The sequence below is a fragment of the uncultured Kiloniella sp. genome, assembly GCF_937128705.1.
Taxonomy (GTDB): Bacteria; Pseudomonadota; Alphaproteobacteria; order Kiloniellales; family Kiloniellaceae; genus Kiloniella.
In genome coordinates this window covers 1-17,963 of record NZ_CAKZMP010000182.1, presented here as the reverse complement: position 1 = coordinate 17,963, position 17,963 = coordinate 1, and the positions used below count along the sequence as shown (strand labels likewise).

11 protein-coding genes are annotated in these 17,963 nt (G+C 45.5%); 3 read left to right on the top strand and 8 right to left on the bottom strand.

Annotated features, from left to right (window positions below; all coding sequences use genetic code 11):
- Window positions 1-32 precede the first annotated feature (32 nt).
- On the top strand, window positions 33-506 hold the full coding sequence (locus tag Q0241_RS10015) for an OsmC family protein (RefSeq protein ID WP_299376867.1): 474 nt from the start codon (window positions 33-35) through the stop codon (window positions 504-506).
- A 64-nt stretch (window positions 507-570) separates the two neighbouring features.
- On the opposite strand, the gene sthA is transcribed toward Q0241_RS10015, so the two are convergent.
- Window positions 571-1,962: a Si-specific NAD(P)(+) transhydrogenase gene (gene sthA, locus Q0241_RS10010; protein WP_299376864.1), complete on the bottom strand. Its 1,392-nt coding sequence runs from the start codon at window positions 1,960-1,962 to the stop codon at window positions 571-573.
- Between the two features lie 463 nt (window positions 1,963-2,425).
- Between sthA and Q0241_RS10005 the strand changes: the two genes are divergently transcribed.
- Window positions 2,426-3,451, top strand: a complete 1,026-nt coding sequence (locus Q0241_RS10005; RefSeq protein WP_299376861.1) for a glycosyltransferase family 61 protein — start codon at window positions 2,426-2,428, stop codon at window positions 3,449-3,451.
- A gap of 35 nt (window positions 3,452-3,486) precedes the next feature.
- A complete protein-coding gene (locus tag Q0241_RS10000) occupies window positions 3,487-4,449 on the top strand; it encodes a UDP-glucuronic acid decarboxylase family protein (RefSeq protein ID WP_299376858.1) in 963 nt (320 codons plus the stop codon).
- A 96-nt stretch (window positions 4,450-4,545) separates the two neighbouring features.
- Here the strand turns inward: Q0241_RS10000 and Q0241_RS09995 are convergent, their stop codons facing one another.
- The 7 genes from Q0241_RS09995 to cysD form a co-directional block, all read right to left on the bottom strand.
- Window positions 4,546-6,966 carry an acyl-CoA dehydrogenase gene (locus Q0241_RS09995; RefSeq protein WP_299376855.1) on the bottom strand — a complete coding sequence of 807 codons (2,421 nt, stop codon included), beginning with the start codon at window positions 6,964-6,966 and terminating at the stop codon, window positions 4,546-4,548.
- A 64-nt stretch (window positions 6,967-7,030) separates the two neighbouring features.
- On the bottom strand, window positions 7,031-9,361 hold the full coding sequence (locus Q0241_RS09990) for a 3-hydroxyacyl-CoA dehydrogenase/enoyl-CoA hydratase family protein (protein WP_299376853.1): 2,331 nt from the start codon (window positions 9,359-9,361) through the stop codon (window positions 7,031-7,033).
- Window positions 9,358-10,500, bottom strand: coding sequence for a thiolase family protein (locus tag Q0241_RS09985; protein ID WP_299376850.1), 1,143 nt, complete (start codon window positions 10,498-10,500; stop codon window positions 9,358-9,360). The genes Q0241_RS09990 and Q0241_RS09985 overlap by 4 nt, the downstream gene beginning before the upstream one ends.
- Before the next feature lie 71 nt (window positions 10,501-10,571).
- Window positions 10,572-12,254: a long-chain fatty acid--CoA ligase gene (locus Q0241_RS09980; protein WP_299376847.1), complete on the bottom strand. Its 1,683-nt coding sequence runs from the start codon at window positions 12,252-12,254 to the stop codon at window positions 10,572-10,574.
- A complete protein-coding gene (locus Q0241_RS09975; protein WP_299376844.1) occupies window positions 12,247-14,601 on the bottom strand; it encodes an alpha/beta hydrolase in 2,355 nt (784 codons plus the stop codon). The genes Q0241_RS09980 and Q0241_RS09975 overlap by 8 nt, the downstream gene beginning before the upstream one ends.
- 263 nt (window positions 14,602-14,864) lie before the next feature.
- Window positions 14,865-16,763, bottom strand: a complete 1,899-nt coding sequence (gene cysN / locus Q0241_RS09970) for a sulfate adenylyltransferase subunit CysN (protein ID WP_299376841.1) — start codon at window positions 16,761-16,763, stop codon at window positions 14,865-14,867.
- Entirely contained in the window at window positions 16,763-17,671 is a 909-nt protein-coding gene (cysD, locus tag Q0241_RS09965) for a sulfate adenylyltransferase subunit CysD (RefSeq protein WP_299376838.1), read from the bottom strand. Before cysD ends, cysN begins: the two co-directional genes overlap by 1 nt.
- Window positions 17,672-17,963 lie beyond the last annotated feature (292 nt).

Genomic DNA, 17,963 nt, shown 5'->3' with positions numbered 1-17,963 from the left:
CAGAATGAACACGCTGCGACGGGATTATACCGATGAGCCAAGAGCATCAATACAGAACTCACCTTTCCTGGACAGGGAACAAGGGAAGCGGGACGAGCAACTACAAAGCCTATGATCGCCATTATGACATTATAATAGAAGGAAAAACCACATTGTCAGGCTCTTCGGATCCTGCATTTCGTGGAGATCCCACACGACATAATCCCGAAGACCTTTTATTGGCATCGATTTCGTCCTGTCACATGCTGTGGTATTTGCATCTCTGTTCAGTCAATAAAATCGTTATCGTCGATTATCAAGATACGTCAACAGCGACAATGACCATGAATCCAGATGGTAGTGGGCAGTTTACAGCCGCAACACTTAATCCGATTGTGACCATTAGTCAGGGCTCTGACAAAGAAAAAGCCATACAACTGCATCATGACGCAAATAAACTATGCTTTATTGCCAGATCGGTGAATTTCCCAATTCATCACAAACCACAGATAAAAATAGAAACATAAATCAGCTAAAAGCTCACGGTCTGGTTCGTAGAAACTGACCGTGAGCGCAATTCTCTTACCTAAACTATTCAGACGGCATTCTATTCCACGCATCCAGCGCTGCGACCTTATAAGCCTCGGCAAGGGTTGGATAGTTGAATGTGTTCTCAACAAAATATTCCAGCGTGCCCTTTAGATTGAGAACGGCCTGCCCAATATGAATAAGCTCTGTCGCCCCTTCCCCGACAATATGCACCCCAAGAAGACGTCGGGTTTTAAGCGAGAAAATCATTTTCATCATACCGTGGCTGAGGCCCATAATCTGTCCCCGAGCGGTTTCGTGAAAGTGACAAACACCGCACTCGTATGGAATACCCCGCTGTTGGACTTCTTCCTCTGACATACCAACCGTCGACATTTCCGGGACAGAATAAATTCCATAAGGGAAATATTCAGGCGCGTCATAAGCATCTTGCTCAAATGCGTGACAGGCAACGATGCGTCCCTGCTCCATGGATGTTGACGCTAAACTCGGAAAGCCAATGACATCCCCCGCAGCATAAATGTGGTCAACCTCAGTCTGAAAATTTTCATTAACTTGAATTCGGTTACGATGATCAGCCGTTATGCCAGCTTTATCAAGCCCCAGTTTATCAGTCGCACCCATTCGCCCAGCAGAGAAGAGAACCATATCGGCCTTAACGATACGCTTGTTTTCCAGCGTAATCGTATTACCTCCGCCCTCGATCTTCGTGATTTTCTCGACCCCTTGCCCAAAACGGAAAGTGACATTTTGCTGTCTGAGAAGGTGCGTGAATTCAGCAATAAGTTCTCGATCAATGAAATCGAGCATCGTCTCTCTTGGCTCAATAACCGTTACGGCAACATCCAATGCACTGAATATGGTCGCGTATTCAATACCGATAACCCCGGCGCCTATCACGGCAAGTGACCTCGGCAAGGTTTTTAAATCAATAATTTCATCGCTATCAATGATCGTCTCCCCATCAAAGGGAATGTAATCAGGCCTGTGAGGCTGCGTGCCCGTGGCAATAAGAATTTTATCACCATGCACAGACGTCACCTCACCTTCGTCATCAACAACCTCAAGCGTATTAGAGTCAACAAAGTGTGCAAGCCCTTGTATCCAATCAACTTTATTACGGACAAACTGATGCTCAAGATTGTCCACCTCGTGCTGCAAGGTCATATGCAACCGTTCGAGAAGGTCTTCCGCGGTAATATTATCTTTCACACGATAGGAACGACCATAGAAAGTACGCTCACGCCAACCTGACAAGTTCAGAACTGTTTCCCGTAGTGTCTTACTTGGCAATGTACCGGTATGAACAGAAACACCGCCGATCGCAGGACTTTTTTCAATAACAAGAACTCGTTTGTTCCATTTCGCAGCCTGAACAGCAGCCCGCCGCCCTGATGGCCCACTTCCGATAACAACAAGTTCATACCGTTCCATACTTTCCCCCAGCAATCTTTCTTCTATGTCGAATTTTCTTCAACAAAAGCACATCATGTCATTAAAACACGCTGATGTTATTTGCTGTATATCACAGCTTATATAGTTCAAGGTTTATTCAATCTCTATTGATTAACATCAATCGGATAACAATTAAAATCATGCCCTGATATTACAATACGAGAGTTACCCATCGCCTAATTAAATTAGCTTATCACTCTGAAACTGATAAGTGCTATAATTTACCTTTACTTACAACCTGTTTTTCTTAACAATTTTACGGATCTTGAAGCCAAATTAGTACAATTACATTGATTTTATAGAACCATTTTAAAAGCTTAAAATAGAACTGCTTCTTTGTTCATTTAAGACCAGTTTGTCATAATTAAGTTGCTCCAATTATTGGATTATGTAATAGGACAAGCAACCTTAAATTTAGAAGTCTGATAGAGGCACTTCCTTTATGAAGCCTGATAAAATCCAGCGAACATCCCTAACAGAGGCTATAATTGTTCGTCGTGATTATCCAAGAAATATCAAATCGGATGACAAGCATCTCTTCAAAAATGCAATAGAACAAACCGTTCCAGGAAGTGATCTACTGACAATTGATGATGCTGTAATTCTTGGCAACGGATGGGTCTGGTCAGACGCCAACGTTGTAAGAGAAGCCTTTAACCCACACAGGCAACCAGATGCCCGAAAAAAAAGGTTAAAGGGAAGACTGCGCTTATTCCTCTCCAACCTTCAAAGACAACAATCCTCAGAAGGTCTTTGGATCTCTGATGTTTGGAGTTACAACTATTATCATTGGCTAACAGATACAATTCCCCGTCTATATCTCGCTCGGAAAAATGGTGTAACCGCACAATTATATCTGTCTAAAATTTGTATAAATCCTAAGTTCATCCCAATTTCGTTGGAACTTCTAGGAGAGAATAAGCCTAAATATATAAAACATGATCTCGCTTCCATAAGGTTTGAGAAGTTATTCTTACCAACCTACGCAGGAGATGTCGGTAACAATCATTCACCGACAATAAGGGCAGTTGCCGAAAAGTTCAGACAGCCTTGGGCAAAAACAACACCGCCCAAACGTCGTGTGTATATCAGCCGTAAAATGGCACCCAACCGTCTTGTCGCGAATGAAGATGAAATTTTACCAATTCTAAATAAATTTAATGTCGAACCTGTCTGTTTCGAAAAGCTCTCTTTCACAGAACAAATAGAGCTCGCAGCTTCTTGCGAACTTATTATCGCCCCCCACGGAGCAGGTTTAACCAACATTATGTTTATGCCAGAAGGTGGAAACGTAATTGAATTCCATCCAAGCAACGTTGAAATTAATCAATGTTATTTCAATCTGTCTCACTCTATGCGTCATTCTTATCAATACTTGATTGCAGATAGTATAGACAATAAAAGCAACATGACACTTAATCCGGCAACAGTGGAACAATGCTTGGCTACAGCATTAGGCCATTCTTGACCGTCAAGTAGGGTGAGCGCCCAAGGTAGAACAAAATGAACAAAAGAATATTGATCACCGGCGGAGCAGGTTTTCTAGGCTCCCACCTTTGCGAACGACTGCTAGAGCGTGGGAACGAAGTGCTTTGTGTTGATAACTACTTTACTGGTACCAGAAGAAATGTAGAGCACCTTATCGGACATCCAAGATTTGAATTAATGCGGCATGATGTCTGTTTCCCTCTCTACGTAGAAGTTGACGAGATCTACAACTTGGCCTGTCCAGCATCCCCTATCCACTATCAACACGATCCTGTGCAAACGACAAAGACATCAGTGCACGGTGCTATAAACATGCTTGGTCTGGCCAAAAGAACCAATGCCAAAATCCTGCAAGCCTCGACGTCTGAAGTTTATGGAGACCCCGAAGTACATCCACAAACAGAAGACTATTGGGGTAATGTAAATCCAATAGGTATTCGTTCTTGTTATGATGAAGGCAAGCGTTGTGCTGAAACACTCTTCTTTGATTACTGGCGTCAACATCAGCTGCGGATAAAAGTTTTACGTATTTTCAATACCTACGGCCCGCGTATGCACCCCAATGATGGACGTGTTGTTTCAAATTTTGTTATGCAGGCATTGCAAAACGACAATATAACGATCTATGGGGATGGAACACAAACCCGGTCATTCTGTTATCGTGATGATCTTGTCGAAGCTATGATCTTATTGATGCAAACAGATGACAAAGTTACCGGACCAATAAATGTCGGTAATCCAAACGAATTTACGATCAAAGAGCTTGCCGAACTTGTTATTGAACTGACAGGATCCAAATCGAAAATTATCTACAAAGACTTACCTCAAGATGATCCCACTCAGCGAAAGCCGGATATATCTATAGCTACAAGAGATCTATCCTGGTCTCCCAAAGTACAGCTTAAGGAAGGTTTGCAGAAAACAATCGAGTATTTCGAGACAGTTATAAAAGCCGAAGTTCAAGAAAATAAAATTTAATCTCACCTTTTATAGCTTTACTCCCGAACGTTTGATGCCTTCTCCCATCAAACGTTCGGAAACTATCTCTTAATGAGGACAACTAAAAAAAACAGCTCATCCCTTAAGCCTTTTGTAAGCTGTCTGGCTATAGTCATCCACTTCCACGACGGCATCCGCTAGGTTTTGCGCTTCCAGCAACTGCTGGTATTCGCCCTCATCAACAACACCCTTTTCAACAGCGGCATGATAAAGATCTTCGCGTGCAACACCCCTCAAAATACCAGTTTTACGGGCGGTGCGGATACGGGATTCCAGTGGAATAACAGCCAGCATTTTACGATAGGCTTCTTCCAAAGCGCTCATGGCATCATCCGGGTTATCCGAGACGGAAATATCACGAGACAGTTTCTCGCGCCCACCAAGGTCGCCCATCATACGATTAGCCAGCGCAATGTTTTGCATATCAGTCGGACCATGGGCTTTTCGGCCCAACAGGAACAAACGTAACCGAAGCATCGTTCCGACAAACTTAACCGGATAATTATGTGTTATTGTTAGCAATGCCTGTTCAATTTCCTGATAGGCATGGGCACAAAACCAGTCCAGATAAAGCTCGTCTTCTTTCAAACTCCCTTCATCCTCAAAACGTTTCACTGCTGCTGTCGCCAGGTAGAGCCAGGATAAAGCATCCGCAAGACGCCCACTGAGCGTTTCGCGCCGCTTTAAACTACTCCCCAAAAGCAACATGGAAACATCCGCGACCAAAACAAACGCAGACGAATAGCGGGTGATCAACTGTTTGTGGCGGCGCGCTTTTGCCGTCCCTTTGACCTTAAGAAACCGGCCTGCGGTCAAACCATCAATCCCAGCTCTGGCGGCATTACAAACTGTAAAGTTGATATGCCCCCAGAAAGCATCATCAAAATCTTTGAGGCTGTTCTTTGCCACAGCCTCCAGCTCTTTGGGAACAAAGGGGTGTCCGCGAATGGAGCCCTGCCCAAAGATAATCATGGACCGGGTCAGAATGTTCGCGCCTTCAACAGTAATGGCAATGGGTAGTCCATCATAGGCTCTGCTCAGAAGGTTTTTTGGGCCGCGGCAAATGGCTGCACCGCCCAATATATCCATAGCATCCAAAAAAACTGTCCGCATGTTCTCGGTTAAATAGGCCTTGGCAATTCCCGATAACACGGAAGGACGTTCACCAGCATCAACAGCGGCACAGGTCAATTGACGCGCCGCATCCATCCCATAAGTTAAGCCTCCAATTCGCGCGAGACGCTCCGCGACCCCTTCAAATTTTCCGATTGGTAATCCGAATTGCCGACGAACGGCAGAATAGGCCCCGGTCACACGGGTCGCCAACTGTGACGCCCCCAAAGACAAGGACGGAAGAGAAACTGATCGACCGGCCGCAAGGGATTCCATCAACATGCGCCAACCTTGACCAACGCCATATTCTCCACCGATAACGTAGCTTATTGGAATAAAAACATCTTTGCCTTCAATGGGACCATTTGGGAAAGGAATACCCATCGGATCATGACGTCGTCCAATTGACATGCCCTTTGTATCTCTCGGGATCAGGGCACAGGTTATCCCAAGATCCTCTTTATCGCCCAGCAAACCATCGGGATCACTTAGTTTAAAGGCCAATCCAATAACCGTCGCAACGGGGGCCAGCGTGATATAGCGTTTGCGCCAGTTAAGGCGAATACCCAGAACTTTCTCGCCCTTTATTTTTTCTTCACAAATAACACCATGACTTTGGATAGAGGCCGCATCACTCCCCGCCTTTGGTTCTGTTAAAGCAAAACAGGGCATCTCTTCCCCGGTGGCCAAACGAGGGAGGTAGTGATCTTTTTGTTCTTCCGTCCCATAGTGAAGTAAAAGTTCCGCAGGCCCCAAAGAGTTAGGCACCATCACAATAACGGACAAAGGCAGAGATCGAGATGAGAGCTTCAAAACCACAGCAGAATGCGCCTGGGCAGAAAAACCGAGCCCCCCGTATTTTTTGGGAATGATCATCCCAAAAAACTTCATGTCCCTTAGTTTTTGCCAGAGTTCTTCGGGCAAATCGCGGTCTTGAGCGATCTTCCAATCATCTGTTTCCTGACAAATTTCTTCGACTGGCCCATCCACAAAAGCCTGTTCTTCTTTTGTTAGTCCAGAAACATTAAATTCTTCCAGCTTCGTCCAATCCGGACGACCACTGAATATTTCAGCATCCCACCACACGGTACCTGCATCCAATGCAGTTTGTTCTGTTTCGCTGATTTTTGGCAGGCTGCGTTTGACAATTTTCATCAATCCTGCGGTGAGAAAAGGCCGCCTGATGCCTTGAATTCCAAACAAGCCAGAAAGAACAGCTGTAAAGATGATTGCCCATCCAGTTAATACGGTTGGCATCCCGGCGAGATCACCCCCAGCAATAAGTACAAGAAGAGCCAACACCCATCCCCAAAATCCTTGCCCGCGATATAACAGCGTCGCGAGAACAATAATCGCAAGTAGGAATGTGAAAAGGATAATCATAACGGGAACCTCTTCTTCTTTTGATTTATTAATCTCAAACTTTGGCCAAATTTCTAAACGACGGCTAATTCCTCAGCGGCTTACCGGTCTTGAGCATGTGGTGTACGCGCTCAATCGTATCAGGGTGACGGCACAAGGCATGGAACGCTTCACGCTCCAACTCCAACAGTTTGTCTTCACTGACGTTGCCTGTCATATCGGTATCTCCTCCACTCAAGATAGTGGAAAGAGCAGCCGAAACGACAACATCATGTCGCGTGGCCTTCCCTGATTTTCGAAAACCAGCCACAGCCAGATCCAAGGCAACTTTTCCACTTTCACCCGGAAGGGTTATTTCAACCGCTGTTGGCGGGTGATACCCAGAAACCAGTTCAAGCGCACGCTCTTTGGCATCAGCAAGAACACGGTCGCGGTTCATGGTTATTCCATCACCCGCCCGAATGATTTTCATATCCCGGGCTTCTTCTGCTGACTTGGCAACCTGCGCCAGTCCGATCAATTCGAAGACTTTGGACACAGGCGGCATTGGTCCTTTTGGCGTGTCCGTCGCCAGTGCCCAGCGACACATCATTTCCTTACACCCACCCCATCCGGGAATAATACCAACGCCCACCTCTACCAGCCCGGTATAGGTTTCGGCATGTGCCTGTACCGCATCACTGTGTAAAAGCAGTTCACAAGCCCCACCAAGCGCAAGCCCCGAAGGGGCAGAGACAACAGGGAATGGTGCAAATTTCAATGCTTTGTAGGTTTCCTGACCGCGACGAACCATATAATCGATAAAGGGATAGGCCCAAAGTCTGGCAGCAACAGACATTAAGCCTATATTCGCCCCAACAGAAAAGTTGGTTCCATCATTATAAACAACCAGTGCTTTGTATTCACTGGTTTCAATTTTCTCTCTTGCCCGGTCCATCATAGATAAGGTCCAAAGATTGAGAGAGTTCATTTTGCTATGAAATTCCAGGCACAAGACGTCATCATCAAGATCCCATAGGGATGCAGAAGGATTACGCAGTACAGGCTTTGATCTCGCTTTAATATCATCAAGCTTAAGAACCCCGGCATTAGGATAGCGTTTTAAGTATTGACCTTCATGCCCAAAAACTTCCCTAAAACCTTTGGATTTACGATAGAACTTACCCTTACCAACAGAGTTCAGCACAGCAGGCACATCTGTGTTTTCTGACTGCAATCTAGTACAAAACCATTCTACGCCAATTTGATCCAACAGCTCAAAAGGGCCATACTTCCAATTGTACCCCAGTTGCATGGCTTCATCGACGGCTTCAATATCGTCAGAAACATCCGGGACAAGTGATGCTGCATACGCCAAGGTTTTTGACATAACAGACCAGGCATAGCGTCCAGCAGGGCTGTCATCTTCAAAAACCTTGCGCGGGTTCTTACGACCAGCCTTTTTAACAATTGCGACGGAGGGACGCTCCGCTTTTGTGTATTGACCTGTCTTTAAATCAATCGCCTCTTTTATCTTCTCAGCACTATCAGGCTTTAGACGATAAAAGCCCCCCTTGCCTTTACGCCCGGTATAACCATCAGCAATAAGCGTCTTGATCAACTCCGGTTCCTGATAAATTTCGTGGAAAGGATCTTCAGGCGGCAGGCTTCCCGACATTGATGAAAGAACATGGGGCATAAGATCCAAGCCAACCATATCCAAAAGGGCAAAAACACCTGTTTTGGGGATACCAAAAGGCCGTCCGATTACTGCATCTGCAACTTCTATGGAAATATTCTGTTTCATGGCCTCGACAACGGCACATTGCAGCCAGAAAATACCGATACGATTAGCAAGGAATCCCGGCGTGTCCTTACAATGAACAACGCCCTTACCCAAGCTGCGATCACAGAATCTCTCAATAAGTTTGCACTGTTCTTCGGATACTTCAGAACCCGAGACGAGTTCCAGTAACCGCATATAACGAGGCGGGTTAAAGAAGTGAGTAATCAGAAAATCGCGTCTGAAACTTTCGGGTAAATCAGCAACAAGTTGTTCGCGACACAGAGTAGAGGTGTTCGACGAGACAACTGCGCCCTTTTTGCGGCATTTATCTATTTTTTTGTAGAGCGTCTGCTTAATTGCTACATCTTCAATAATAGCCTCAACGACCCAATCGCAGTCAGCTAACAGCTTGAGATCATCTTCTGTGTTCGCAGGTGTAATGCGCTTAGCATTCCGCTTGTTCATCAAAGCAGCAGGATTGCTTTTGACCAGTTTACCAATAGCATCTTTTGCTATCTTATTGCGATCTTCGTTATCTTCTGACGGGCGATCAAACAGCAAAACAGCCACACCGGCATTCGCAATTTGCGCTGCAATACCAGCCCCCATAACGCCAGCGCCAATAACGGCAACTTTATCTATTCCCTTCATTCAACGGCCTCCAGAATAGTCGCTATTCCCTGACCGCCACCAATACACTGAGTAGCCAACGCGAACTTACCCTTTTCCCGCTTTAGCAACTGGGCCGCTTTCCCTGTAATACGGGCGCCAGTTGCCCCCAAGGGATGCCCAATAGCAATCGCGCCGCCATCCAGATTAATTTTACCCTCGTCCAGTTTCAAATCTGCCATACACGCCAGTGCCTGACTTGCGAAAGCCTCGTTTAGTTCTATGACATCCAGATCAGCAAGAGAAATTCCTGCGCGCGCAATCGCCTTGTTGGTTGCCGCCACAGGACCAATTCCCATTATTTCTGGTGCACATCCTGCAACGGCAATACTGCGGATTTTAGCCAGAACATCCAGCCCCTGAGCTTTTGCAAAATCAGCCGTACAAACAATAACAGCCGTTGCGCCATCTGTCAGAGGCGATGAAGACCCCGCGGTTACATTCCCCCCTTCTTTGAAAGCGGGTGAAAGTTCTGACAATCCGTCGATCGTACTGTTCCCCCGAATACAGCCATCCTGATCAACCATATCGCCCGCATTTGTTTTTATAGGAATAATCTCGTCCTTAAAGTTTCCCTTTCCCTGAGCTTCTGATGCCTTCAAATGGCTGTTAAGAGAAAACTGGTCTTGATCCTTACGGCTGATGCTATACTTGTCAGCAACATTCTCAGCTGTTTCCCCCATGGAAACGTAGGCGGGCGGGTATTCCTTTGCGAGAGCCGGATTCAACAGAGGGTTAAAACCCATCATAGGCACCCGTGTCATTGATTCGATACCCGCACAAATATAAGCATCCCCCGCCCCCATGGAGATAGCACCGGCAGCCATGTGAATGGCCTGCATGGATGACCCACAAAAATGATTGACTGTTGCACCACCAACAGATTGTGGTAAATCCGCAAGAAACACCGCCAGACGGGCGACGTTTAATCCTTGTTCACCTTCAGGAAAAGCACACCCCATAAACACCGCTTCAATGGTTTTACCTTCAACCCCGGTTTTGTGAACCAATCCTTTAATGACCTGTGCCACGAGATCATCAGGTCGAACCTTGGCCAATGCTCCCTTATTCGCAAAATGGAACGGGGAACGTGCGTAACCTGCAATGACAATATCGACCATATTTCTACCTCTGTTGTTCTCAGAACCGCTGTTCTGTATTCCAATATCTTTTTACTGTTCTCTCTTAATCATTACGTCGAAGACATTTCTTCACGAAGCTCTTTCTTGGAAAGCTTGCCAATCATCGTTTTGGGTAGTTCAGATCTGAACTCAATTTCTCTTGGCACTTCAATGGGGGACAAATATTCTTCCAAAAACTCTAGCAGTTCATCCGTTTCCAAGCTTGCGCCTTCTCTTAATTTGATAAAGGCTTTGGGAATTTCGCCGTGTTCGACCTCGGCGATACCAATGACAGTGACTTCTTCCACGGAAGGATGACGATTGATCGCTTCTTCAATATTCCGGGGATAAACATTGTATCCGTTGCAAATAATCAAATCTTTAAGACGATCCAGAAGAAAAACATATCCTTCATCATCCATATAGCCGACATCCCCGGTATGCAGACGACCTTCTTTGATTGCACGCCCAGTTGCTTCCTCATTATGCCAATAGCCCTCCATGACTTGAGGTCCCGTTACACAAAGCTCTCCCTTTTCACCAATATCTAGCAAGACATGGGGCGCTTCTATGTCCCGAATTTCAAAATGGGTCTCTGGCAACGGAAGGCCGATAGATCCTTCTTTATTCTGCCCGCCAACGGGGTTACAGGCACAAACAGGTGATGCCTCACTCAAACCATACCCTTCGACAAGAATGCAACCTGTTAGGGTTTCAAACTGCTTTTTGGTATCCAAAGGCAAAGCCCCCCCACCTGAAATACAGTACTTAATAGACGAAAGATCATACCGCTCAACGACGGGTGAATTATTTACCGCGCCGTACAAAGTTGGCACACCCATCATTAATGTCGGCTTCAATCGGTCAATTGTCTTAAGCATCTGCCCCAATTGGAAGCGAGGGAGTAGAATTAATTCTGCGCCAAGAGCAATTCCCATATTCAGGACAGTGGTCATGGCAAATACATGGAACATGGGCAAAACGCCAAGGATACGTTCTTCGCCGGGAACAGCATCGGAAAACCAGGCAACAACTTGGGTTGTATTGGCAATAACATTGCCATGGCTCAGAACCGCTCCCTTAGGCTTCCCCGTAGTTCCCCCTGTGTATTGCAACACAGCGGTATCCTTACGTGTAACATCTACCGGATAAGCACCCTCTGCACTTTCGGCCAGATCAGTAAACTCTATAAACTCAGAGCCCGAAGGGTGCGATATTTTATGAAACTGCAGCACAGAAAATAGCGCCCCCTTGATTGTCGGCATCGCTTGGGCAAGCCGACAAATAACAACTTTTTCCAGTGGTGTTTGAGAGAACTGTTTTTCAACCTTTTCGCAAAGCTCTTTAACATCCAGTGTTATCAAAAGCTTTGCACCGCAGTCATTTAGCTGATGTTCCAGTTCCTCTGGTGCATACAAAGGATTTGAATTAACGACAATCGCACCAATTTTTAAAAGCGCATAATAACACACAACAAAATAAGGACAGTTTGGCAGGAACAAGACCACGCAGTCCCCCTTGCCGACACCTTGCCTTTGCAATCCAGCCGCGACCAACTGCACCTGATCAAAAATATCCGTGTAGCTATAGCTCCGGCCAAGGAACTCAACACAAGGACGTTCAGGGAAACGAGCAACAACCTGCACCAAATTCTGATAAAGAGACTGGTTATCAGATCGAACCGCATCATCGCGCATCAAAGAAGCTTCGGGGTAAGTTCCAGTATGAGATGCTTTTTTAGGCGTTTCATTCATGACCCACCCCCCCTTCTTCATACAGGCGATCTTCTGACTGTTCCTTTTGTGTCACCTCTTGCTGATTAGCCGCTTTCTGATCAATCGTTTCCAAGAAACCAAGAATACCTTGGCGGCAATTACCAATGTTCTCGTATAGAATTCCATGCTTCTCTGATTCGACCATAATTAACTCTTTATCCTGGGCCCCGATCAAATCAAAAACTTCATTAATTCCTTTGGCATCGACAATTGGATCTTCAATCCCCTGGAAAAGTTTTACAGGACAGGAAACTTTCGGCAGGTTATCCCGAAGCTGTTCGTGCAGCTGGTGAAGTTCATAGGTCGTTCGTACAGGCACACTGCGATAATTAACTTCTGGATTTTCGCTAGGATGCTCTTTGAAAACACCTTTTTCTTCTATCGTTGGAACCCAACTTGATAGTCTTTCATAGCCATGTGCCAAATGTGCAAACAACAGATTACTGGTCTTGAATTGCCAGGGAACAGAAACAGCAGAAACCGATGATATCCCGTCAGGGTTATGAGCCGCTTCAAGTAAGGCAAGTGTGCCGCCCGTTGCAAAGCCAACCAAACTAATATCATCAACAAAAGCGGATAATATTTGACGGCCTCGCCCGATTGAATCCATCCAATCTTGCCAATGACGATCTCTCAAATCCCAAGGGGACGTGCCATGCCCCTTCAAGCGGATACCCATGACGGCATATCCTTGTTCGGAAACCTCCCGACCGAACTCATAAAGCTCTGCGGGTGATGCGAGAAGACCATGAACCAGAAGCACACCCGTTTTACGGCAATTTTCCGGGACAATTAGATAGGGTTCAGCCGGGGCACAGGCTGTTTCCTTGAGATTGATCTCGATATGATGTGGTTTCGTATAAGTTTTACGATCGCAATCAAGAGATAAATTTTCGTCATCAAGAAGATGAAATGCCAATGTGGATTGTTCAACATCTCGTATTGATTCGTAAGCTTCTTCAACACTGAGAACAGCTTCTTTTATCGGCATCACTTCATTGGCATATACACGGATTAAATTCTCCAACCGAACCGTGTTATAGCCTGTTATCTCAAGAACTGTCTCATCAAACAGATAGTAATCACCATCTTCTTTTATATGTTCAACACAGCCTTCCGCAGACATGTATTTCACCAATGTTTCGCAGGTATCCCCCTTATTCAGGTTCCAATAATTTTCAGGTTTTGTCAGGCTCCGGTGCAGATGAACATCAGCTTTTCGCTGACAAAACTTAATGGCGAGATAAAGCGTCCGATGAAAATTTCTCTTTGAAACTCGAGCTTCTTTTTTCAAAATAAGATATCGAATCAAAGACGAAGCCAAGTGATAGAGATTAACGGTAACCCCGGTATAGATAGCATCCATGTAATAGTCGCGCAGACGATTGGTGCCACGGGAACTGCATAACTTAAATATCTTTTCGTTTAGGGTATCCGGTGCATGGGAAAGTTTGAAAAAATCATCAAGGGAATTAATCTGGTTAAATACTCTTGAAAGCAGGCGTTTTTCCCACCATTTCCAAACATGCCGCACGTCCAGCGGCTTGCTAACACGAATATCCATGTCGCAATCCTTGAGGATCATATTCGCTTCGATCAGAATCTCTTCAACAAGCCTCGGGTTAGTTCCCTTGCTGAAAAACTCTGCACTTCGGCTTAAAATATTATCACTCGCCCTGATAGGATAAAAAGTAATGTTTGCCGGGATGATTTCGGTCGGTTTGCTTGCGACAGCCAAAAGTTCTTCTGTTGTATCCATTTCCAGCGCTTTTGCCCATCTCTCCAAGCGCGCATATTCTTTGGCTTCAAACACAGACAAAACACGCTGTTTGAATAGTTCGACAGTCAGGGCAAGAACGGCAGCCCCGGTATGGTGCTTGCGCCTGATCTTTGCCGTTGGCGAAAAGATACTATACTCACCGGAAGAACCAACAACGTGCCTGTCTTTGACCATCCCTCCTTCAGGAAAGATGATAACCTTTCGCCCTCTTAGGATTTCGGCAGCAAGAAACGGAAGTAATCCGGGATGATTATGTGGTACAGCACCGACACCGTATAAAAAATTGGCAAAAGACTCATTGCCTTCAAACAATTCACCCGCAGCGACACAACGACAGTACTGTCCCGTTTCTTCGTGAATTAAATATTGGGGAATAATGGTTTCAAATCGGGCGAAGTGATTAAAAAGATAAATATCACCCTCTGCGAATTTATCGTAATCATCGTGCAGACAGATATTGATGCCAAGGCGCTTTCTCACCAAAGAAAAAGCCTTCACGCACCAGTCATATGTTGGTCTAAAGTCGAGGTCCAGTTCTGTATCCATCTCCCCACCTAAGCCGTTACTCGAAATACCGCTATGGTATTAGGATGTGACCTAATAATTATTATCTGTGAACGATCATCCTTACCTCAAAATCACAATCCAGCGATCAAACATCATCTTAGCTCAATCTCTCAAATACCAAGTAAACCACAATACGGGCTAAGGTAGTATTAATATTAACTACTTTCGCGCAAAATTAAGGCACAAAAAAGGGGTTGGCAAAATTACCAACCCCTTTTCCCAAATAACAAACTATGTTTGTTTTATATAAAGCCGCGTTCTTTGAGCTGGGCAATAACGTCGTCTGCCAAAACTTCAGGTTCCGCACTTCCGCCGGCCAAAACAATTTCGGCATTCACTGGCGCTTCATAAGCGGAATCAATACCAGTAAAGTTTTTGATGTCTCCAGCGCGGGCTTTCTTATATAGCCCTTTCGGATCCCGTTCTTCACAAACTTCCAACGGCGTATCCACGAATACTTCGAGAAACTCGCTTTCGCCCATCAATTCTCGCGCCATACGACGTTCGCTTCTAAAAGGCGAAATAAACGATACAAGAACAATCAACCCGGCGTCGACAAACAGGCTCGCGGTTTCAGAGACACGGCGAATATTCTCAACCCGATCAGCATCTGTAAATCCAAGATCCTTGTTCAAGCCATGACGCACATTATCCCCATCCAGGGTGTATGTGTGCCGACCTTCAGCAAAGAGCTTCTTTTCAACCAAGTTGGCAACTGTCGACTTACCCGCACCAGACAATCCGGTAAACCAGAGAACACAGGGCTTTTGCCCTTTTTGCTCCGCTCGATTTCCTTTGTTAACGTCCAGCTCCTGCCAAACAATATTACTTGCGCGGCGCAATCCGAAATCAATCATCCCCGCACCAACTGTTGCGTTGGTATAGCGGTCGATCAGAATAAAAGAGCCTGTTTCACGGTTATCTTTATAGGCATCAAATGGAATAGCTCGATCAAGCGCCAGATTACAGACCCCGACCTCGTTCAATTCCAGCGTTTTACCTGCTTGTTCTTCCAAGGTATTCACATTGACCTTGTGATGCAGGTCAGAAATGACCACGGGCACAGTCGTTGCAGCCGTTTTCAAAAGATACGGGCGCCCCGGCAACAAGGCATCTTCCTGCATCCACAAAATATGCGCCTTTAGCTGATCACTAAGCTCTGGCACTTCATCTATTTTGGATAGAATATCGCCACGGCTAATGTCGATTTCGTCCTGCAGCGTAATTGTGACGGCTTGCCCGGCAATGGCTTCATCCAAATCACCATCAAAGGTAACAATACGGTCAACTTTGGATGTTTTGCCCGACGGAGAAACGGCAATGTCGTCCCCCGGCTTGATACGCCCGGATGCAATCGTTCCGCTGAAGCCACGGAAATCAAGGTTCGGACGGTTCACCCATTGAACGGGCATCCGGAAAGCTGTCTCGGTTATATCCGTGGTGACATCAACGGTTTCAAGGTGATCAAGCAAAGTCGGACCTTTGTACCAAGCCATCTCGGCACTCCGCTCGATAACGTTCTCCCCTTTAAGGGCAGATATCGGCGTCGTAATAATGTTCGGTATATCCAACTTTTCCGCAAAGGCCAGATACTCTTCGACAACCTCGTTGTATCGGTCTTGGGAATAGTCAACCAGATCCATCTTATTGACCACCAGTACAACGTTCTTAATACCAAGCTGAGATACAATATAGCTATGGCGTCTAGTTTGGGTCAGAACCCCTTTGCGCGCATCTACAAGGATAAGCGCGAGTTCTGCGCCTGATGCGCCTGTTGCCATGTTCCGGGTATACTGTTCATGGCCCGGTGTATCCGCGACAATAAACTTGCGCTTGTCGGTAGAGAAAAAGCGATAAGCAACATCAATGGTAATACCTTGCTCGCGCTCGGCTTGAAGGCCATCAACCAACAAAGCCAGATCTATATCTTCGCCTGTTGTACCAACTTTTTTACTATCACTTTCCAGTGCTGTTAACTGGTCTTCGAAAATGAGCTTAGAATCATAAAGCAGGCGACCAATAAGCGTTGACTTACCATCATCGACAGAGCCACAGGTAATAAACCTCAACAGGCTTTTTTCTTCCTGTGCTTTAAGATAGGCCAGAATATCTTCGGAAATAAGGGTATCTTTGTGGGCCATTAGAAGTAGCCCTCCTGCTTTTTCTTTTCCATTGAGCCAGCCTGGTCGTGATCAATCACACGTCCCTGGCGTTCTGAAGTTGTTGTCAGTAACATTTCCTGAATGATGTCCGGTAAAGTCGCGGCTTCGGATTCAACAGCGCCTGTAAGCGGATAGCACCCAAGTGTTCTAAAACGGACCGATTTCATTTCGGGTGTTTCACCCGGCTTCAATGGCATACGATCATCGTCAACCATTATCAATGCACCATCGCGCTCAACAACAGGACGTTCCGCAGAATAGTACAATGGTACAATCGGAATATTTTCACGATAGATATATTGCCAGATATCCAGCTCGGTCCAGTTGGAAATAGGGAAAGCACGAATGCTCTCTCCCGGCTTCACACGGGCGTTGTACACATTCCATAGCTCTGGACGTTGATTTTTCGGATCCCACCGATGATTTTCTGATCGGAAAGAGAAGACACGCTCTTTTGCACGGGACTTTTCTTCATCCCGGCGCGCGCCACCAAAAGCTGCATCAAACTTGTACTTATCCAACGCCTGTTTCAATGCTTCGGTTTTCATCACATCCGTATAAAGTGCGGAACCATGATCAAAGGGGTTCATTCCCTTCTCACGGCCTTCTTCATTGGTATGAACGATGAGATCAAACCCGTATTCCGCAGCTATTTTGTCTCGGAAAGCGATCATTTCCCTGAACTTCCATGTTGTATCAACATGCATCAAAGGAAAAGGAGGTTTTGACGGATAAAAAGCCTTACGCGCAAGATGCAACATAACGGCAGAATCCTTACCAATGGAATAGAGCATCACAGGATTGCGAAACTCTGCCGCCACCTCACGAATGATATGGATACTCTCAGCTTCCAGCTGTTTTAAGTGTGTCAGATACGGGTCGCTCACCGTTTTCTCCGCAATACTGCTATATCAAGCAGGTAAAATACAAAAAATACAGCCCCAAAGCAGCCATAAACTCAACAGATGTCAAGTTCTTAGTCAAAAGCGGGGCGTTAAATTGAACACAAAATTTTAGTAAATATTAAAATTCAATGCCAATCTGATATGTCAAATAGTTACTACACTCTATTTAACAACATTAAAAGAGATTTTTTTAGTATTTACACTTATTTAATGTTTTTAATTAATATCAATATAATTCTTTAATTTCAATGAATTATACCAGATACGCAAAAAT